Annotated in this window: 18 protein-coding genes; 8 read left to right on the plus strand and 10 right to left on the minus strand. The window is 29.8% G+C overall.

Annotated elements, in window-relative coordinates; genetic code table 11:
* Positions 1-7 precede the first annotated feature (7 nt).
* The 5 genes from BTO06_RS05025 (at position 8) to BTO06_RS05045 (ending at position 6797) form a co-directional block, all read left to right on the plus strand.
* A complete protein-coding gene (locus BTO06_RS05025; RefSeq protein WP_100924258.1) occupies positions 8-481 on the plus strand; it encodes a Dps family protein in 474 nt (157 codons plus the stop codon).
* A gap of 268 nt (positions 482-749) precedes the next feature.
* Entirely contained in the window at positions 750-2282 is a 1533-nt protein-coding gene (locus BTO06_RS05030) for a PhoX family protein (RefSeq protein WP_232731517.1), read from the plus strand.
* A gap of 2 nt (positions 2283-2284) precedes the next feature.
* Positions 2285-4078, plus strand: coding sequence for a cytochrome-c peroxidase (locus BTO06_RS05035; protein ID WP_100924259.1), 1794 nt, complete (start codon positions 2285-2287; stop codon positions 4076-4078).
* 112 nt (positions 4079-4190) lie between these two features.
* Complete coding sequence (locus tag BTO06_RS05040; RefSeq protein ID WP_100924260.1) at positions 4191-4961, plus strand: hypothetical protein; 771 nt, start codon at positions 4191-4193, stop codon at positions 4959-4961.
* A 144-nt stretch (positions 4962-5105) separates the two neighbouring features.
* Positions 5106-6797 carry a sodium:solute symporter gene (locus BTO06_RS05045; protein WP_100924261.1) on the plus strand — a complete coding sequence of 564 codons (1692 nt, stop codon included), beginning with the start codon at positions 5106-5108 and terminating at the stop codon, positions 6795-6797.
* Positions 6798-7230: 433 nt separating this feature from the next.
* On the opposite strand, the gene BTO06_RS05050 is transcribed toward BTO06_RS05045, so the two are convergent.
* The gene (locus tag BTO06_RS05050) at positions 7231-8076 is read right to left on the minus strand and encodes a DUF2911 domain-containing protein (protein ID WP_100924262.1); all 846 of its coding nucleotides are present in this window, start codon (positions 8074-8076) and stop codon (positions 7231-7233) included.
* Positions 8077-8187: 111 nt separating this feature from the next.
* Here BTO06_RS05050 and BTO06_RS05055 point away from each other — a divergent pair, with 111 nt between their 5' ends.
* Positions 8188-8850 (plus strand): MIP/aquaporin family protein, encoded by a 663-nt coding sequence (locus tag BTO06_RS05055; protein ID WP_100924263.1) that lies wholly within the window; start codon positions 8188-8190, stop codon positions 8848-8850.
* A gap of 169 nt (positions 8851-9019) precedes the next feature.
* Here BTO06_RS05055 and BTO06_RS05060 read toward each other — a convergent pair whose 3' ends face one another.
* On the minus strand, positions 9020-11188 hold the full coding sequence (locus BTO06_RS05060; RefSeq protein ID WP_100924264.1) for an InlB B-repeat-containing protein: 2169 nt from the start codon (positions 11186-11188) through the stop codon (positions 9020-9022).
* Between the two features lie 101 nt (positions 11189-11289).
* Positions 11290-14175 carry a hybrid sensor histidine kinase/response regulator transcription factor gene (locus BTO06_RS05065; protein WP_100924265.1) on the minus strand — a complete coding sequence of 962 codons (2886 nt, stop codon included), beginning with the start codon at positions 14173-14175 and terminating at the stop codon, positions 11290-11292.
* Between the two features lie 99 nt (positions 14176-14274).
* On the opposite strand from BTO06_RS05065, the gene BTO06_RS18760 reads away from it, so the two are divergent.
* Positions 14275-14496: a hypothetical protein gene (locus tag BTO06_RS18760; RefSeq protein ID WP_232731518.1), complete on the plus strand. Its 222-nt coding sequence runs from the start codon at positions 14275-14277 to the stop codon at positions 14494-14496.
* 176 nt (positions 14497-14672) lie between these two features.
* A complete protein-coding gene (locus BTO06_RS18765; protein ID WP_232731519.1) occupies positions 14673-15050 on the plus strand; it encodes a hypothetical protein in 378 nt (125 codons plus the stop codon).
* A gap of 96 nt (positions 15051-15146) precedes the next feature.
* On the opposite strand, the gene BTO06_RS05075 is transcribed toward BTO06_RS18765, so the two are convergent.
* From BTO06_RS05075 to BTO06_RS05105, 7 genes are all read right to left on the minus strand, one after another.
* Entirely contained in the window at positions 15147-15785 is a 639-nt protein-coding gene (locus BTO06_RS05075) for a suppressor of fused domain protein (protein WP_157811743.1), read from the minus strand.
* A gap of 105 nt (positions 15786-15890) precedes the next feature.
* Positions 15891-16415, minus strand: a complete 525-nt coding sequence (locus BTO06_RS05080; protein ID WP_100924267.1) for a YIP1 family protein — start codon at positions 16413-16415, stop codon at positions 15891-15893.
* 15 nt (positions 16416-16430) lie between these two features.
* A complete protein-coding gene (locus BTO06_RS05085; RefSeq protein ID WP_157811744.1) occupies positions 16431-17309 on the minus strand; it encodes a hypothetical protein in 879 nt (292 codons plus the stop codon).
* Positions 17310-17871: 562 nt separating this feature from the next.
* A complete protein-coding gene (gene gldG / locus BTO06_RS05090; RefSeq protein ID WP_100924269.1) occupies positions 17872-19512 on the minus strand; it encodes a gliding motility-associated ABC transporter substrate-binding protein GldG in 1641 nt (546 codons plus the stop codon).
* Entirely contained in the window at positions 19505-20224 is a 720-nt protein-coding gene (gene gldF, locus BTO06_RS05095; RefSeq protein ID WP_100924270.1) for a gliding motility-associated ABC transporter permease subunit GldF, read from the minus strand. The genes gldG and gldF overlap by 8 nt, the downstream gene beginning before the upstream one ends.
* Positions 20225-20227: 3 nt before the next feature.
* Positions 20228-20857 (minus strand): outer membrane beta-barrel protein, encoded by a 630-nt coding sequence (locus BTO06_RS05100; protein ID WP_100924271.1) that lies wholly within the window; start codon positions 20855-20857, stop codon positions 20228-20230.
* 17 nt (positions 20858-20874) lie between these two features.
* Positions 20875-21171 carry a putative quinol monooxygenase gene (locus BTO06_RS05105; RefSeq protein WP_100924272.1) on the minus strand — a complete coding sequence of 99 codons (297 nt, stop codon included), beginning with the start codon at positions 21169-21171 and terminating at the stop codon, positions 20875-20877.
* Positions 21172-21177: the final 6 nt, after the last annotated feature.

The following is a 21177-nucleotide window of genomic DNA, read 5'->3' on the forward strand; positions in this document are numbered from 1 at the left end:
TATAAAGATGGCAAAGACGAACATAGGATTGGATATAGAAAAATCAAATAAATTAGCAGAAGATTTGAATACGTTATTAGCAAATTTTCAACTGTATTATCAGAACTTAAGAGGGTTACACTGGAATATTAAAGGGAAAAACTTTTTTGAACTTCACGTAAAGTTTGAAGAATTATATACCGATTCTCAGTTAAAAATAGATTTAATCGCTGAAAGAGTTTTAACATTACAAGGAGAACCATTACATACTTTTGAAGATTATATTAAGACAGGAGCTGTGCCCGTAGGAAAGAGCATTAGTAAAGATGAAGAAGCAATTACGCTAATTGTAAATTCATTAACTGAGTTATTAAAAATAGAAAGAAATATCCTTAATACTTCTGACGATGCTAATGATGAAGGTACAAATTCAATGATGAGTGATTTTATTACAGAACAAGAAAAAACGGTTTGGATGTTAAATGCTTGGTTAGGTAACTAGGATTAACAAAAAAATTACATATTTTGTAGTTAGAGCGGCCTTTTTATGGTCGCTTTTTTTATATACACTTTTTTAAATTACTGTTTTTCAGTGTTTAATTTAGTTTTTGTGTTGGTTTAAGCTATTTATTTAAAACAATTCTAATTATTAAGGCTAAGTTCAATTTTGTAACAGTTTCTTAAAAAGAAATTAAAATTTGATTGATTTAAACTTTAATCTGCTTGTCTTGTTTTGTACCAACAAAAAACAAAACTTAAATAAGGACATTATGAAAAATCTTAAACTAAGCTTATCTGCGTTATTAGCTTTATCTATTGGTTTTACTACGCTTACCTCTTGTGAAGATCCTAAAGATGGAATTGACGGAGTAGATGGAGTAAACGGACAAGACGGTGCAACTGGAGCAACAGGTGCAACTGGACCAAACGGTTCTGATGCTTCTGTATATTTAGCATCTTCAAAAACTCCAAATTTCTTAAAAGTAACTCCTGATTTCGTAGGATTAAAAATTACTCCAATTTTATCATCAGAAGATGTAATCCCAAACACACCTGATTTCGTTTACGGATCAATGGCGGATGGAGCTGGATTACTAAGAGAAGCTGATGGAACGTTTACTTTAATTAATAATATTGAAGCTGATTACTCAATCGCGAGGATTAGATTAAACGAAAATTTAAGACCTACAGAAGGTGAGTATATTTTAAATTCAGCTGCTACAGCTGAAACTGCTCAATGTTCTGGTTCTATGATTTCTATGCAAGAGCATGGTTTTGGACCAATGTATTTATCTGGTGGAGAATGGGGAGGATCTTCAAAAGGAGTTTTCGCTACAGATCCATATAAATCAGTTGCTGACGCTGGAACTGGAAAATTATTATCTGCTTTTGGACAATGGTCAACTGAAAATGCTGTTGTTATCGGTAAAGATGCTTACCCAAATCAAACTGTTGCTTTTATTGGTGATGATCATTCTGATAATGATGTACCATCAGGACAATTAGGAATGTATGTTGGAAACAGAGGAGATTTAGAAGGAGGTAAATTATACGGATTAAAAGTTTCTACTGCTGGAATCACTTACGAAGTTGATATGGTTGAAGGAACTGAGTATGATGCTGAATTTGTTGAATTAACGGAAACTGAAATCAATGCATTAGATGCTGAAGCTAAATCTAAAGGAGTTATGGGATTCTCACGCTTAGAAGATATTGATTGGAGAAGAGGTTCTGCAGGTAATCAAAGAGAACTTTATTTCGCTGTAACAGGAAGAAACAAATCTGGATTAGCTGGTAAAGGAACTTTCTTAGGTCGTATTTATAAGGTTGTTTTAAACGATACTGATCCTACAGGAGCTGCTAAAATTACATGTGTTTTAGATGGAGATAAAGTTGGTGGTAAAGCTGATGGATTCCATTCACCTGATAATATTTTAGTAACTGAAAACTATGCTTACATTCAAGAAGATCCAAACGGATATTTAGATACTTCAGTAAACGGATTTGCTAAATTATATCAGTACAACTTAAATACTGGAGAGATTAAAACTGTATTAGAATGTGACCAAAATAGAGCTGCTGATATGGGATATGGTTCAAACACAAGAAACTGGGAAATTACAGGAATGATTGATGTTACTGAAATTGTTAATAACGGTAAGAATACATTTATCCTGATTACTCAAAATCACGGATGGGAGCCAGCTGATGGAACTTCATTTACAGATCCAATGGCAAATCCTGATTTAGGAAACAGAAAAGAAGGTTCTGTTTTACATGTTATCACTGGATTAGAAAGATAATAATGAAAGACATATTTAGTCGTGCTAAGGCATACCTTTGTGTATGTCTTTTGCTTTTGATAGTGGGATGCGGTAAAGAAGAAAAAAAATATGTATCTATAGATCCATTTTCTAAAAATATTTCTGCTTTATATAATGAATATTTAACGAATGCAATTGTAAGTTTAGAGAAGTTAAACTTAGAAATTCCTTCTGAGGAAAGAAAGGAGCATTACAAGGAAGCTCGCAAATATTTAAAGATGATGGAGCCGATTTTAGCGTATTCGGATAAGGATAATTATAAATCTTTAAATGCTCCAAATATTATTCAAGTAAAGGGTGAAGAATCTCAAGATACTAGAGTAATTAATCCAATCGGTTTTCAAGTTATTGAAGAGAATCTTTATGAAGAGGAGATTGATACAGTTACTTTAACTCGAGCGATTAATGTAACAAGAGATCGATTAAAATTAATTAAGGAAAATTTTTCTTTAAAGTTGAAAGATTACCATATTATTTGGTTGATTAGAGAACAAATTGTAAGAATTGCAACAACAGGAATTACTGGTTTTGATTCTCCAGTATTAAGTCAATCGTTATTAGAAAGTAAATATTCTTATAATACCTTAATTGAGATTGTTAAAATGAATGAAAACAAATTTAAATCAAATGAACTCAAAGATAAATTCATTAAAGAAATTATAGCTGCTCAAAAAGATTTAGATCATGATTTCGATACTTTTGATCGTTTTACATTCATAAAACAGCATACAGATAAACAGTTGAAATTATTAGTTGAGGTTCAAAAAGATTGGAATGTAAAATTTCCTTTTGAAATGGCTTTGTCAAATACATTAACAACTCTTTTTTCTAAGGATGCTTTAAATATCAATTACTTTTCTGATCAATTAAGTGACACAACAAATCTTGCTCAAAAAGTTGAGTTCGGTAAAGAATTATTTAATGATAAATCGTTGTCTAAAGATTATTCAATGGCTTGTGCTACTTGTCATATAAAGGAATTGGCATTTACAGATGGTAAGAAAACATTTGATAAAAACCAAACTAGAAATACACCTACCGTTGCTTATTCGGCTTATCAGCAAGCATTTTTTACAGATGCGAGAGCTGGTAGTTTAGAAGGTCAGGTTATTGGAGTTGTGAAAAATCATAATGAATTTAATATGTCTATGGATTCTATTGTGAGCAGAGTTCAACAAAATGATTTTTACAAAAATAAACTTGAGAAATTGTATAACAATAAAAGGATTGATTACAATATTAGACATGCGATTGCTTCATATATCAGGAGTTTAAATCCTTTTAATTCTAAATTTGATAAAAACATTAGAGGAGAAGAAAATACGTTAACTAAAGAAGAACAGTTAGGTTTTAATTTGTTTATGGGAAAAGCAATGTGTGCAACATGTCATTTTGCTCCAGTTTTCAACGGAACGGTTCCACCAAATTACACAGATACAGAACTTGAGTTTATTGGAGTTCCAGCAACTACCGATACTATAAATGCTCAATTATCTCCAGATTTGGGTAGATATGAATTGTTTAAAACTTCAGAAAGAAAGCATTTTTTCAAAACTCCAACAGTTAGGAACGCTGGAGTTACGGCTCCATACATGCATAATGGAGTTTATGTAAACTTAGAGGAAGTAATTAATTTTTACAATATTGGAGGTGCTGCTGGTTTAGGAATTAAAAATGATTATCAAACTTTGCCCTTTGACAATTTAAGTTTAACAGCAAAAGAAATTGATGCATTAGTAGCATTTACCAAAACGCTTACAGATACAGGATATTAAGAAGCCCAAACAAGTTTTAAAAACTCCTTGATCATACTCAAGGAGTTTTATTTACGTTAAAAATGTAATTTTAGAAAATATCTTCGACCAAATATCCTTAGATTTATTGTCCATGAGAAAACGAATATCATTATTCTTACTAGTAGTTTTAGTATTTGCTTGTAAAACCGAAATAAAAAAAGAGGTTAATGACGAGGTTAAGAAAGAAGTTGAAAAAGAAGCAACGTATCCAAAAGCTTTAGAGGATGTTCTTCAAAAGCATGGAGGTTTAGATGCTTGGAGAAAAGCCAAAAGTTTAACGTACAAAGTAAAAGGACAGGAGCACATGACTGACCTACAAACAAGAAAAGCAGTTATTCATGGTGAAAATTTTTCATTAGGATATGATGGAAAAGAAGTATGGTTAAGTCAAAAAGACTCAACAGCGTTTAAAGGAAATCCTGAATTTTATTATAACTTATATTTCTACTTTTATGCAATGCCTTTTGTATTAGCTGACGATGGTATTGTATATTCAGAGATGGATCCAATTACTTTTGAAGGAATTACTTATCCTGGAATTAAAATATCATACAAAGCAAACGTAGGAGTTTCTCCAGATGATAATTATTTTATATTTTACCATCCTGAAACAAAACAAATGGCTTGGTTAGGTTACACTGTAACGTATTATAGTAAAAAGCCTTCTAAGAAGTTTAATATCATTAGATATAATGATTGGGAAAACGTTAACGGTTTCATATTACCAAAATCTATAATTTGGTACAAGAAAAACGAGCAAGGTGTTCCAACTGAACCAGCAGGTGAGCCAACAGTGTTTTCATCAGCAATTATTAGTCAAACATCTTTATCTGATAACTTTTTTAGTAAGCCAGCTGAATAATTAAAACTATCAATAAAACAAACTAAAGTATTATGAGTAAAAAGTATATGTGGAAAAAAGAGTACACACTCGTTCTAGTAGCAAATCTGGTGTACATTGTTCTTTTTTATTTAATCACTAACGCATATACTAAATAACATACTCATGCAAACTTTAGACTGGATTGTACTTTCACTTACCTTATTATTTATTGTATTATATGGAACTTGGAAAACAAGAGGTAGTGAAAATGTAGAACAATATATTAAAGGTGGAAATGATACAAAGTGGTGGACTATCGGATTATCAGTTATGGCAACTCAGGCTAGCGCTATCACTTTTTTATCAACACCTGGACAAGCTTTTCATAGTGGAATGGGATTCGTGCAATTCTATTTCGGATTACCATTAGCAATGGTAATTATCTGTTTAGTTTTTATTCCTATTTACCATAGACTTAATGTTTACACGGCTTACGAGTATTTAGAAAGTCGATTTGATCTTAAAACTCGAACTTTAGCTGCAATTTTATTTTTAATTCAAAGAGGATTAGCTGCTGGAATTACCATTTTCGCTCCAGCAATTATCTTGTCAGCGGTGTTAGGTTGGGATTTAGTCTTTTTGAATATCATAATCGGATTGTTGGTTATTATATATACTGTGAGTGGTGGAACCAAAGCAGTAAGTGTTACACAAAAACAACAAATGGCAATTATATTCTCAGGAATGTTTATTGCATTTTATCTGATATTACAATATTTGCCTGACGGAATTACATTTGGAAAAGCACTTGAGATTGCTGGTGCTAGTAATAAAATGAAAGTATTAGATTTTTCTTGGGACTTGAATAATCGCTATACAGTTTGGACAGGTTTTCTTGGAGGAACGTTTTTAATGTTATCATATTTTGGAACAGATCAAAGTCAAGTTCAACGATATTTATCAGGTAAATCAGTACGCGAAAGTCAGCTTGGATTAATTTTTAATGGATTATTAAAAGTTCCTATGCAATTCTTCATTTTGTTAGTAGGTGTAATGGTTTTTGTGTTTTATCAGTTTAATGCATCGCCTTTAAATTTTAATCCGAAAGCACAAGAAGCGGTTATTAATTCTCAGTATGCATCGGAGTATAAAGTTTTAGAAGAAAGACATCGAGAGATTGAATCCGAAAAGAAAACGCTCATCTTAAATGGAATTACTGAAGATAACAAGCCAAAGCTTCAGGGATTAAACGAAGAAGATTTAAAGTTAAAAGAAAAGGCCAAGGAGATTATTGCAAAATCGAGTGATAAGGTAGAAACTAATGATAAGGATTATGTATTTATTCATTTCATATTGAACAATCTTCCAAAAGGATTAATAGGTTTATTATTGGCTGTAATACTATCCGCTGCTATGTCATCTACAGCTTCTGAATTAAATGCTTTGGCTTCTACAACAGCAATCGATTTATACAAAAGAAATGTAAAAGAAGAAAAGAGTGATCAGCATTATGTGAATATGTCTAAATGGTTCACTTTGGGTTGGGGAGTTTTGGCTATTTTAATTGCTTGTATTGCTAATTTATTTGATAATCTCATTCAACTTGTAAATATAATAGGTTCTATATTTTACGGAAATGTATTAGGCATTTTCTTAATAGCATTCTTTTTGAAATTTGTAAAATCTAATGCTGTTTTTATAGGTGCTACAATTACTCAGATATTAATAATCGCAATTTACTATTTTGGGATATTTTTACCAGAACAAAATGGAGAAGAAGCTTTGATTAGTTATTTATGGTTAAATGCTCTAGGTTGTGGATTGGTAATGTTACTGTCCGTTTTAATACAATTAGTAAGTAGAAATAGGGATTAATAGAATGGCTATAACCTTAAAGTAAATAGTATAAAAAACAAATAGCTTATTTCTATGTTATTTGTTTTTTAGTTTTCTCTTATTTTGATAATAGCTTTTAGGTGAGACATAAATAGTTTTGCGTACTTCACAAAAAGTTTTTTACTGTATTATTTTGGTAAGGAGAGTAGTTTTTATGACTAAGCTAAACTGTAGCTATAATTTTTAATAAATTACCTGAAACTTGAATTACTCTTCTAGTACTTCTTCGGTAAATTTGAGATACACTAAAGTGTGTTTAAATAGCACAGCTGTAGGAATGAATATAGCTCCTATTTTAGCAATCTTTAAATAGACGTGTATAGTATATTTTTAATAAGGTAAAAATAAAGGGAATAAAAAAACTCGAGCTTATGAAACCCGAGTCTTACTTTTAATTAAATTTAGATAGATATTAAGCTCCCCATTCTTTAAGAGATTCTTTGTTCATCTTAACGTAGTCTGCATTATTAGCTTTTTCAGCATGCATTAAAGAAGCTTTAGCTGCTTTTATTGCTCCTTTTTTATCTCCAGCTTTAGCGTGAATTAAAGACTGCTTGCGTAAATACCAAAAACGAGGTTCAGAACTTGTCATATCAACAGCTTTGTCGATCCACATCATCGCTTTATTAATGTCTTTACCTTCATCCATGTAATAAGATGCTGCTGCGTAAAATTCATTTGCTCCTGGTCCTGCCATTACAGAAGCAATACTTGATTCTACAGCCTTATCTGTTGGTACATTAAATTTGATTCCAGCATATGTATTTTCCCATAAAATTCCTAATACAGCAGAATTATTCGTAAGATCATCAATTGTTATTGTAAAAGACTCAACAGTCATTGGCATCTTTTGAACTTTAGCAGTTGTAGTTAATGCTACCTTCTTATCGTCCCATTTTCGAGGAGTTCCCCAGTTATTGGTATCACTGTAAAACATAACTTCCCAAGAAGTAGTTCCCGGCTTGGTGAAAATTGCATATGAACCTTTCTTTAGTGACTTTCCATCAATTGTAACGTCTTGACTAAAAGTTACTATGGTATTTTTATTAGCACCAGTTCTCCATAATTTTCCGAAAGGAACTAAATCTCCAAAAACTTTTCTTCCCTTAACTCCAGGTCTCGAGTATTCAACTGTTACATCAGTTAAACCTACTTTTTGCTCAATTTTAGAAAGTGGACTTGGTTGAGGGGTTTTAATTTGTGCGTTAACTGATAAAGTTAAAGACGCAACAAATAGTCCTAATAATAATTTTTTCATGATAATAATTAGTTTGTTTTTTTAGTCCGTATAAAATTACAGCTTAAACAGGGGATAAATGTTAACAAAAACTTAAAAAAAAGATTGATTCTTGATCGTATCTTTGTACACATGAAAAAATATATTTCCGAGTTTGTAGGAACTTTCTCATTAATTTTTTGTGGAACTGGAGCGATGACTATTAACGATGTTACCAACGGATCAATTGGTCATGTTGGAATTGCAATTACTTGGGGATTAATAGTAATGGCTATGATTTATGCTTTAGGAGAAATTTCTGGAGCACATTTTAACCCAGCAGTTACTATTTCATTTGCTTATGCAAAAAAATTTCCTTGGTCCGAAGTTCCCAAATATATTGTTTTTCAAATTCTAGGAGCCCTTTTGGCTAGTCTTATACTATGGTTCTTATTTCCTAATAGTGAGTTTTACGGAGCTACTATCCCATCAACAGACGCGATTCGGGCATTTATTATGGAACTGCTGCTTACATTTTTTCTCATGGTTACTATTATTAATGTTTCAACAGGAAGTAAAGAAGTAGGGGTGATGGCTGGAATCGCAATTGGAGGCGTAGTTTTATTAGAGGCCATGTTTGCGGGACCAATTACAAAGGCATCTATGAATCCAGCTAGATCTTTAGCACCAGCTATCGTTTCTGGACATTTTCAAGATATTTGGTTGTATATGATAGCTCCAATTTTAGGAGCCTTATTAGCCGTAGCTACGTGTAAATTGGTAAAGGATGATAATTGCTGTGATGGCGATTGCTAAATTTTACGCTATAAAAAGAAGAGCTTATCGAATGATAAACTCTTCTGGGGGAGTCTAAAAAAAAATTAGACTAGGAATAACAATAAGTAATCATTATAAATATTACAATGTATATACCTGTGAGTATCAGTTCTACTTTGTAATCCTTTTTAAATTTGTTATTCATTTCTTATTCTTTAATCATTTTCCTTAAAGCTATTTTTCCCTTAAGATCTTTAAGTTTTACCAAATAAATTCCTTTAGTAAGACCTGTTACATTTATAATTTTATCATCGGTTGAAACTACCTTCATTCCAAGGATATTATATATTTCAATACTGTCAATTTCATATTCAGAAGATTTCGATTCTATTTGAATACTGTTTTTCATAGGGTTCGGATAGATTAGAATAGCATTGTTGTATTCTAAATTAATAACGCTTGCTGTAGCAATGCAATTTTCGCTGTAGCTTGCTGTTGAATCTTTCACCCAAGTTCCATCATTTGGAGGCGTAAAACCAGCATCAATTTGAATACAACCTAAAGACGAGTTGTTATTTACCTCCATAACCGCAATATTTCCATTTTCACCATTAGCAAGATTTAAACTTGATAACGAATTGTTTCTAGCGTCTAACTCAATTAGTTTTGAATTACTAGATAGATCTAAATCAGAAATTTGGTTATTGTAACAATATAAGTTCACCAATTCAGTGTTTGAAGAAAGGTCTAATGACGCAATTGTGTTCGAAAAGCAAATTAATGAAGTAATATTTTCAAAAGCTTCAATTCCAGTTAAGTCCGAGATAGATTCATTGGAAACATTAATTGAAGAAGAATAATTTAAAGCTTCCGTCAACTGAATTTCTGAATCACTATTGGTATTAATTGATGAGTTATTTACTAGTGCATTTTTAAAGTTGGTATCAGGAATATTAACAATAGGAGCTAAACTAAAGTTTGCTGTAACTGTTTTATCTGCATCCATAGTAATATTTACAGGGTTTGTTGCACCTGTAATATCACCAGACCAACTATCAAAAATGTATCCAGTATTTGGAATAGCTAATAAAGTAACTTCCGTTCCTGCGTTAAATTCATTGGTTGTTGCATTTGGATTGGTATTTATAGAGCCGTTTGTTGCATTTAGTGTTAATGCATATTTGGTTATACAGTTGTCTCCGTAGCTCGCAGTGCTGTCTTTTAACCAAGTTCCATCTGTAGGAGGAGTAAATCCTGCATCAATTTGAACACAACTTAAACTAGCGTTTGTTCCAGCAAACATTTGTGTCATATTACTATTATTACCGTTTGCAAGATTTAGACTTGCTAGCTGATTTGATACACACGATAACGTTCTCAGCGCAGAATTAACAGATAAATCTAAAGCGGTTAATTGATTACTATCACAAGTGAATTCTACTAAGTTTGTATTATTAGTTAGATCGATTGACGTAAATTGATTTCCGTTACAATATAAAGTCTGTAATTGTATATTGTTACTTAAATCTATAGTAGTTAAATCATTTACAGAAAAATTCAGAGTTCTTAATTGGGTATTTTTAGAGATGTCCAATGAAGTTAATTCATTAACAGCGCAAACTAAGCTTCTCAAGTTTATATTCAAACTAACATCAATAGTTGTTAATTGATTAGTATTACAAGTTAAGTTTGTCAAATCAAGATTCTTTGAAACATCAACAGAGGTAAGTAAGTTTTCGTCACATTTGAATATTTGTAGCGAAGTATTTTTTGAAATATCAATAGAGGTTAATTGATTTTTAGAACATTCGAAAACTTGTAAATCTGTTGAATTTGTAATATCGATAGATGTAATATTTGCGTCACTAATAAGTAAGGTTCTTAACCCCGTTGCTCCAGAAATATCTATAGAGCTAAGGTTATTTTCACTACAGTTTAAAAAATTTAGTAGTGAATTTGAAAGCGCTTTTAGGGAAGTAATGCTGTTTCTATTACACGAAACACTTGTCAGGTTAATATTGCTCGAAATATCTAAGATAGTTATGTTATTATCGGCAACGTTAAGCTCGCTTAGGTTTATAAAAGCTTCAATACCCGTTAAATCAGAAATTGATGCACTATTTGCTGAAATTATTCCTGTAAAAGACTCCGCTTCTGTTATTTGTATTTCATTATCTCCATTGGTGTCAATAGTTGGAGTATGATTTAATAACACATTTTTAAAGTTAGTATCTGGAATATTAACAATGGTAAGAATTTTGCTTTTCCCAGAATTTAAATTATCATCATTTTTAGTGTTGGCATGTACTGATTTTACACTTACGAAAATCAATAAAAATGAAACTACTATACGTATATTAATAGTAATTGTTTTCATAATACTTATTATTAAAATTATTCCCGCTACAAAGGTTTTAAATAGGAGTAATTTTTAATATGAGTATTCTTGCAAGCTATTGTAGTATTACTGCAAACCTTTTATTTTCTATATGAATTTGGGGTTTTCCCGAATTTTTCTTTAAAGGTTTTATTAAACCAGCTTGGATCACTAAATCCTGTTTTGAATGAAATTTCAGAAATGCTTAAAGACGAATTTAGGATTAATTTTTTAGCTTCATCTAAGCGAATTGTTCTAATAAAAATAGAAGTTGAAGAATTGGTAGTTGCTTTTATTTTTCTGTATAATTGAGATTCACTGCAATGCAATTCAGATGCTAATTTTGAAGCATTAAAACTCGAGTCCTCAAGGTTTTCTTTTATGACCAAAATCACTTTAGAAATAAATGCATCATTTATATTTTCATTTTTTGAAGTAAGTTCACTTTCTATAGTTGCTCCAAGAGCATATTTTAATTGCAGTTTTTTTCTTAATTCGATCAGTTTTTCTAATCTAACAAGTAATTCTTCTTGATCGAATGGTTTCGTTAAATAAGCATCTGCACCTTGAGTATATCCTTCTAAACTATCATTTTTAGAGGCTTTTGCTGTAAGTAATATTACTGGAATATGAGATGTAATCTCTTTTTGTTTGATATCCATGCATAATTCAAAACCATTTTTCTTTGGCATCATAACATCGCTTACAATAATATCTGGAATGTGTTCAATAGCTTTTTTTAAGCCATCTTCACCATTTTCGGCATATAAAATTCGATAGTTATCTTCTAAACAATGTGTTAGGTATTTAGCTATATCCTTATTGTCTTCTACAATGAGTACAAGAGGTTGCTGAATATTGGTATTAATTTTAGTCGATTTATTTGCTTTCTGTTTTTCACCTGAATACATAGGAATATGAAACTCATCTGTTGCCTTATTTTCAATTGGTAAGGTAACTATGAATTTTGTTCCTTCATTTATTTTACTTTCAATTGTGATCGTTCCTGCCATTAATTCAGTTAATTCTTTAACAATAGCTAAACCGATACCACTACCTTGATTATTTTTAGTTGAGGTATTGTCAACCTGATAAAAACGTTCAAAGATTTTCTTTTGATGTTCTTCCGAAATACCAATACCAAAATCTTGTATGATTAACTGAAGAAATTCTTTGTTATTTTTAATTAGTTTTCCTGATTTGATTTTAACTTCTGAGTTCTCAGGACTAAACTTAATTGCATTACTAATTAAATTGGTAATGATATGAGAAATTGAGTTTGGATCGAAGTCCATTTCTATTTGTTCTTCACTTTGAAATTTTAAATCTATTTTATGAGTAATTGCATGTGAACTCAAACTTTCTACTAAGTAGTTAACATAATTGGTAATATTTCCTTTTTTATAAGCAAGCTTAATTTTATTTTCTTCTAGCTTAGAAAAATCTAATAATTGATTAATCAACTTTAATAAATGTCTACTATTATCTTTAATAGTATTTATGGATTCATCGACGTACTTATTCTTTTTTATGTTTTCACTCATACCTATAATCACTGTTAAAGGTGTTCTAAATTCATGAGTAATGTTTGTATATAAATTCGATTTTAAGGTATTAATTTCTTGTTGTTTCTGTACTTCTAAAATCGATTCCCTTCTTTTCGAAATAAAGAAATAAAATATTCCTGCTAAGGCAATTAAAGCAAATATTAAAGATGTTAAATACAATTTATTTTGAGACGATTTATTCTTGATTTCTACCTCTTTTAAAGCAATCTTGTTTTCATTTACAATACTATCGCGTAGTTTTTGTGTTGTGTATTTAAAACGAACCTCTTGCTCAATTAATTCTTTTTTAGATAATTTATTTGCGATGCTATCTCGATAGTTTATATATAGTTTATATTGATCTAGAGCTTTTTTATATTCTCCCTTTTTACTATAAAGCATAGAGAGATTTTTACTTGTTTGTTCTAAGTTTTTAATTCTTCCTTTTTTCTTGAATATTTCTAAAGCTTCTAGCGCTAGTTTTTCTCCGGTTTTAAAATTTCCTTTTTGAATCTGTAGTTGAGAAATATTGTCTAGCGTTAATGCGTAACTCGTTGTCATTTTTAATTCTTTTTTCAGAATAAGACTTTTTTTATAGAACATTAAGGCAGAATCGACATCTTTTAACCTTTGAAATGCTTTCGCAACATTATTCGTTGTAATGGCTAAACTACGGTTGTTTTTTGTAGCCTCATACCAATTTAGAGATTGTTTCCATGTATTTAAAGCTTTTGCATAATCTTTTTTATAGAAATAGATAGAGGCAACATTATTATTGGCAAGAGCAATCCCATTAGTGTCTTTTCTCGATAATTGAAGTTCATAACTTTGGGTATAATATTTTAAAGCTTTATCATAATCTTTTTGTTGTCTATGTAGCATTCCAATATTATTCAGAGCTAAAGCTTTTTGATAATTTAATCTATGTTTTTCTGCTATAAGTAAAGAATTATCATAATAATTAAGTGCTTTTTTATAATTTCCGTTCCTGTAAAAGTAGGCCCCAAGATTGTTGTAAATTAATGAAATACGATTTATATCTCCAATTTCTTTTGCCAGATTAATACCTTTATCATAATAAAAAACCGAAGAGTCTTCTATTTCCTTCTTGGAAAAATAGTATCCGATATTATTGAATGCACGTACTTTGATTTTTTTAAAAATCTTAGCAGACTTTCCTTGAGATAGAGCAACTTCTGCCTTCCTTATTACCTCTTTACTTAATGGAAGAATAGTATCTAAATTTCTCTTTAAAATATAATTTGCTAAATCTAATTTTGCTTGTAAACGAGTACTATCTTCAATGGTATTATTAATAGAAATTCGAATTAACGAATCCAGTTTTTTATCTTGTGCAACTGTTAGGTTTAAGAAGAAAAAACAAAAAAAAAGTAAAGAGATTTTCCTATATGTTAAATTTACAGTAATTGAAAGGCTCATTTAAATAATAAGAGTTTTTGTGAAATTATTTATAAAAACTAAAAAAGTCAAGTTTTAATTTAAAACCTTAGTGGTTATTGGTGTTGATTTTTAGCATTTTTGGGGTATAAAAAAGCACAAGAAGTTTATAGTATTTTAGGGAGTGGATGTTTAGGGATTCCTTTGGCGATGAAGTTGATAAATGACGGAGTAACTGTTAAAGGATCAACTAGATCTGAGGATAAATTAACTCATTTAAAGGAGCTGAATATTTTGCCTTTTATAGTTGATATTGAAAAAAAATATTCAATTCAGACTTTTTCAATATTGATGTGCTATTAATTATGATAACATCAAAAGAAATATAACCTTATGAAAACTTGATATCTCAAATTGAAAAATCAGCTATTAAAAAAGTGATTTTTATTAGCTCAACTTCAGTTTATCCTAGGAATAATAAAGTGTATACTGAATAAGATGAAACTATTGATGATGCTTTATTAGTTAGGGAAGAGGAGTTGTTTAGAAGGAATTCGAATTTCAAAACAAAGATAATTAGATTTGCTGGATTATATGGAGGGAAAAGACAACCTGGGAATTGGTTTGCTGAGAAAGAAATTCCGCAACCAGATGGATTTGTAAATATGATTCATAGAGATGATTGTATTACAATTATTTCTCAAATAATTGAGAAAGATGTATTTGGAGAAACGTTTAATGCTTGTGCAGATCATCATCCAACTCGTAAAGAATTTTACACAGAAGCTAGAAAGAATTTAGGTAAGCCTGAACCTAAGTTTAAGAAAGAAATAGATTTAAAGTTTAAAAAAATTAGTCCCAAAAAGTTGATGAATACTTTGAACTATGAATTCATTATAATAATTTATTGGAATTGAAGGAGTAAATCATATGTTCTTTCAATGAGATTTATTTTAATTGGTTAACCCGTAATTAAACTTTCTAATATGAAATTATATTCTTCAGAGATATGATTATTTACAAACATTTTTACGTCCCAGTTTTACTATTTCTTCAATTCCAAACTCGTCAAATTTTTCTAGTAACTTCATAGTGCCATGTTTCTTTTTAAATTCTAATTCTTCTTTATAAAGTGGAATTATCGTATAAATATCAATAGTTTTATTATCATCCAAAGTGATTTGAGTAAATTCCTCTGAAAGCTCTACAGAGTTAACAAGTAGTACTGAGTTGAAACCAATTCCTTCTGCAAGCTCATCATCATCCTCATGACCTAAAGAATGTCCAAATCCTAACCAAGTTTTGTTTGGATGAGGAAGTATCATTAATTCTTTCATAATCCTAATCGGCCAATAATTCCTTTCATCACTGAATGATTCGTATTCTAAATTCCATTCTTTAGGAAGCAATATCATTACTTCTGCATATTCAGATGAATCAATATCACTAGGCACATTCATGGGTAAAGCGCTCATACCACAACTCAATAAAATATTGAAAGGTCTATCTTCTGTTGCTTTTATAAAGAAAATATCTCTATGAATAGTTTCAGATTCTATTTCATCGAATACTACAATGTCGGTACTTTCATCAAAAAAAAGATCAAGATGATTATCTATAATTTGAACACTATTTGGTACGTTTTTGTTCATGTGTTTAGTTGAGTTTTGTGAAATAGCACAAGAGATTGTGAAGATATTTAAGATTATTAATTTTCGAGTTATGCTATTCATTATTTTTTCGAATTTTAAAGAATATTAAATTACTAAATGAGGCAAAATAAAGTACAATAAGTAAAAAAAAGCTACTAATACACTTATATTAACTATGGTTTTAAGAATTCCATATTTATTATACTTAAGAAGTCCAAATGTTAAGATTTTTAAAGTAATAAGATAACTTGTATATAAGATTAAGTTGTATGTGTCTTTAAAAAATAGAATTAATAACAAGCCTATGCTTAAAGGAACAAAGGAATATGCCAAAACAGCAAAAATATCGAGATAGGTAGCTTTTCCACTAAGAATTTTACCTGTTTTGAATAGAATATAAGAAGATATAAAACCAAATATGATTGCGATTAATACAGAGAGTAAAAACGAAACCAGATGAAAAAAGTACTTGTTAGTTTCGTAAGTATCATCAAAGTTGAATAAGAAATTAACAACTCCAAATAACCCAAATAACAAATAACTTTTATTAAATAACTCATCTTCAAATTCGTTATCCATTAAGTTAAATCCTTTGCTGCTCCAAATTATTGAGAAAAATATAGATTTCATAACTAATTTTAACGACTATCTCTTTTGGGAGTTATGCTTATTCTTAATATCTAATATGATTCCTACAATTAGATTATTACTATATATACATCTGTTACATGTGTACACTTCTCCTTTTTTCTTACTAATTACATCGACTAGCTTTAAAACATCTTTATTAAAATCGATTCCTTGTTTTTTTAGCGTTAATATTCCGTCTATGGCATATAATTGAATTTCGGTAACAGTTGATTTTAGCCATTTAACTAAATTTTTTGAATCTTTCGATTTTATGAGTTTTTCTAGTTTTCCTCTATATTCAGGAATTCCTCTTACTCGCCCACAAACATCTCCGTAAACAATATTTGTTTCAAAAAGTTCATTGTAATTTAAAGGATATGAATAAACTCTTAAAAATTCTGATTCTAATTCTTTCATTATTTTATTTGAACCTTCTTTTACTATTATTTCAGTTGGAGTCCATTTACCATTTACTTTTACATTTTTTAGTCTGTAAAGTTTATATAATGCAATTTTTCCATTCTGCTTTTTTATTAATTTTAAATTGTATTTGTATATAGTAGAAACAGATTTATTCTCATCACTTCTTACTGACTTAGTAAATTGTATAATCTGTTCGAAAAAGTTGTTGACCAGCTCTCTTTCTATATTGGTACGCCACTTATACTTAGTTTTTTCAGTAGCTATCTTTTCAAAGCTATTTAATCCATTTTCAACTTCTTGATAATCGAAGTTTTGAAAAAGACCAGATAATTTTTCCTCCTCTTGGGTAAAGGCATTAGAAAACCAGAACAATAGAATTGCTACAGATATAAATTGTTTTTTATAATTCAAGAAAAACACATTTTTAAATTGGTTCTTACTCAAGGTGGATGAGAAAAATATAGATTTCATAGTTTAAGTTGTGATTGATGAGTTTTTTTTATCCTAGGATCATATCCATGAGGTAAATTAACTGCTCCAGCATAACAATATACAAAGCAATTTCCATAATAAGATTTATGTTTCTTATATAATTGATCAGAAAAATAAATGGGTACGTTTAATTTTCTTTTATTTAGCTAGTTTATTTTGAATATGAACATACAAAGACTTGAATTTACTTGTCTTTCAACTTAACCGTTATTATGTAGATTTAGTTTGTTTTTAGATTTAATTTCAAAGAAACAGGATCTACAGATAAGTTGGATGTTAGCGAAAGCTTCAGATGTGTCATTCCATTCACCTTCTTCCATCAATTTATCATCACAGATATTACACCAAGCATTTAGTTCACCGTCTTCATAATCAGCTTCTTGTTTGGATTCAAAAGGTTCCCAAAAGCCTTGATTCTTTTTATCTCTTAAAAGATGTTGGCAAACAAAAGCATATTTTTGATTCCCATGTGTTGGACAATCTATATTATTGAAATTTAACTAAGAGTTTTTTATTTATGAGAAACTAATATTATATAGGTTTAACTATACTTTCTTTTTCTCCAATAATTAAATGCGAAACCAAAAACTAACAATAAAGTAAGTGGTAAAACTATATTGAAAAATTGCCAGAAACCTCGCTCTTGAAAAGCCTTTTTCTTATCTAAACTATTCAATTGAACCGTTTTGTTTCTCAAAGAAATTAAACCCGAATCGTCCAGTAGATAATCTACGGTATTTAATAAGAAATCTTTATTCCCAAAGCGTTGCTGTGTCCACTTATCTAAACCTAAATCGTACGGTTTTCCTTTTAAAATCTGATTTTTTGCAATATCACCATCGGCAATAACAACCATTTTAGTTTCAGGAGAAACTTTTTTATAATCTCTATAGTTAAATGGTTTGGTTCTATTTTCGTAAGCAGAATTGAAATTACCTTCTAATAAAACTGCTAATAATTGACTTCCCGCGGTATATTCTTGCTGAATAGGTTCTTTAGCTATACTCTCTAATTCTATAATAGTTGGAGCTCCAGAAAGTTTCGATAATACTGAGCTTACCAGTAGAGGTGTTTTTTTGATATTCTTTTTTAACGTGTCAATCTGCGTTGTAAACTGAAATCGAACAGGTAAAATATTTTTGGTTATTGGATGATTGGGGTTTCCTTCTACTAAAGGATGATAAAACCAGTCGTAACTTTCAAATTGAGCTTGATTTCCTAAATTTCCTGAAGCTAAGGTTAGTTTTGAAGCATATAAATCTTGAACTAATTTGTTGTTGATTCTAACTCCATAGCTGAATAATAAATCAGTTAAATCAAGATCTCGTCTGTAGGCCAACATTTTTCCTTCATTATACAAACTATCAGTATCTGAATATAAGTTGTCAATCATCCATAATGATTTTCCACCATTCATAATGTATTGATCTAAGACCAGTTTCTCTTCCTGTGTGAATTTTTGAGATGGTTTGGCTATAATTGATAAATCATATTGTTTGAGTTGATCAATTGTTTTTGAAGGATCCTTTTCAACTGAATCTAAAGTAAATTTTGCCAAGCTATATTTTTTACCAAGTGCACTTAAAAAGCTATATAGCCTTATATCTTCTAACTCACCATTTCCAGATAAAACCGCGATTTTTTTTCTTTTCTTTTGAGTGATTAATTCAATCGCATTTACGAATGAATATTCTAGAGAAGAAATAGCATTTCCTAACTGCTTCTCTTGCGATTTTGCCATTGTATTGGGAAGTAAAGAAACACTAATGGCTTTTTCACCATAAAATATTGCTGCCCAAGGAAATATAATGGCTTCAGAAAGTTTACCATCCTCTTCGACAGTTAGTTGACTTGGCATCATTCCGTTTTTAACCAAATCTTCTCGGATATCGTCTGGATTGATAAAGCGAAAACGAATATTTGTATTTTCTGCTTGAAGTTCTTCTAAAAATTGACGCGTTTCAATTTGTAAACGTTTAAATTCAGAAGGAAAATCTCCTTCTAAATACACATTTACAATTAAGTTTTTATCAAGTTTATTGACTATGTTTTTTGAAACATCTGAAAGAGTATATCGCTTATCTTTTGTTAAATCGAAACGCGTAAAAAGCGAAGAACTAATAAAGTTTGCTAAAAGTAATCCTACTAAAACAAAAAGAATCTTTTTCAAATTTTTACTCATGATCTAATCGATTTTTGGTTGCAAATAAGAAGAAGAATGTCACACTTACAAAGTAAACAATATCTCTAGTGTCAATTACTCCACGACTAATACTTTTAAAATGTTCGTTAAAACCAAACTGACGAACATAAAACTCAGAACTCCCTAATAAATTAGCAATTGCATCAAAGCCATAAAACATAAAAAATGAAATAAAAACGGCTAGTATAAATGCAACGATTTGATTTTTAGAAAGGGTGGAGGTAAATAATCCAATAGCACAATATCCTGAAGCTAAAAACAACATGCCAAAATAAGAACCTATAATACTTCCTAAATCTAAATTTCCTACTGGGTTACCTAATGCATAAATGGAATACACATAAGTCAATGTTGGGATAAGAGCTACAACAACTAAAAACAAAGAAGCTGAATATTTTCCTAAAACAATTTGCCAATCTGTTAAGGGTTTCGTTTTTAATATTTCAAGAGTTCCAGTATTAAATTCGTCTGCAAAACTCTTCATTGTTATTGCAGGAATTAAAAATAAAAATAACCAAGGAGCGATAAAAAAGAAAGAATTTAAATCGGCAAATCCAGCGTTTAAAATATTGAAGTTATCTTTTAAAACCCATAAAAACAGTCCGTTTACAAGTAAAAAAACTCCAATAACCAAATAGGCTACAGGAGAAGCAAAAAACGAGTTAAATTCTTTTTTAAATATTGATTTCATTAATTATAAAAATAAAGAAAATCCTATGGATGCACTAAATGTGTCAATAGCCAATTGATCTCCACTAAAATTAGCAAAGCTATCATAAAATGTATTTTGATAATTAATTGATAGCTCTATGTTTAATATTTCATGAACAAAATAACCTACTCCAAACCCTAAAAGGAGTTCTTCAATATTATTTTCCCACTCGATAACAGAAGGAATCATAGGATCAATAAATCCAATATTTTCTAGTTTCGAATTAGAACGACCAAAGCCATATTTAAATTGTCCAAAAAAGTTAAAATCATTCTTTGTTGGATAATAATATTTAACAAATGGTGCAACTACAAAGGTATTTGAGTTTGTTTCTGATGTATTATTTTCTGAACTAGAAAAAGAAAAAGATAAATCTAGCCCAAGAAAAAGATTATCAATAATAGAATAACCAACCTGAGGAGAAAAACTAAAAATAGTAGATGAATCATTTTCAAAGCTAGAACCTGAGGAATTATTTATAATTCGAGAAGAATTGCTTGAAAAAGATAAAGGTGTATTTAATCCTATTAAAAATTTTCCTTTTTCTGTTTGACCAAATGATGACGAGACAGTCATTAATACAACTAGCAATTGTAAAGTTTTAATTTTCATATTGTAATTTTTAAAATTTAAGGTAAACTTACCACTTTATCTACACTCCAAGCTAGTGGTTTATCGTTAAAAAATACTTTTGTCTCTGCCCAAATATTCTGGAATAATTCAGAGTGTCTGTAATTTTCTAAATCTTCTTCTTCGTCCCAATAGCTATAGGTAAAAAATATGTTTGGATTTGTTTTATCTCTATACAACTCTAATAAACGACATCCGGGGAAATTTCGTATAAATTCTTTCTTCTTATCAAAGTTTTCTAAAAAGGTTGGAATTGTTTCAGATTGAAAATTCATTTTTACAATTCGTACAAACATATATTT

This window comes from Tenacibaculum sp. SZ-18 (assembly GCF_002813915.1).
In the GTDB taxonomy this organism is placed as follows: Bacteria; Bacteroidota; Bacteroidia; order Flavobacteriales; family Flavobacteriaceae; genus Polaribacter.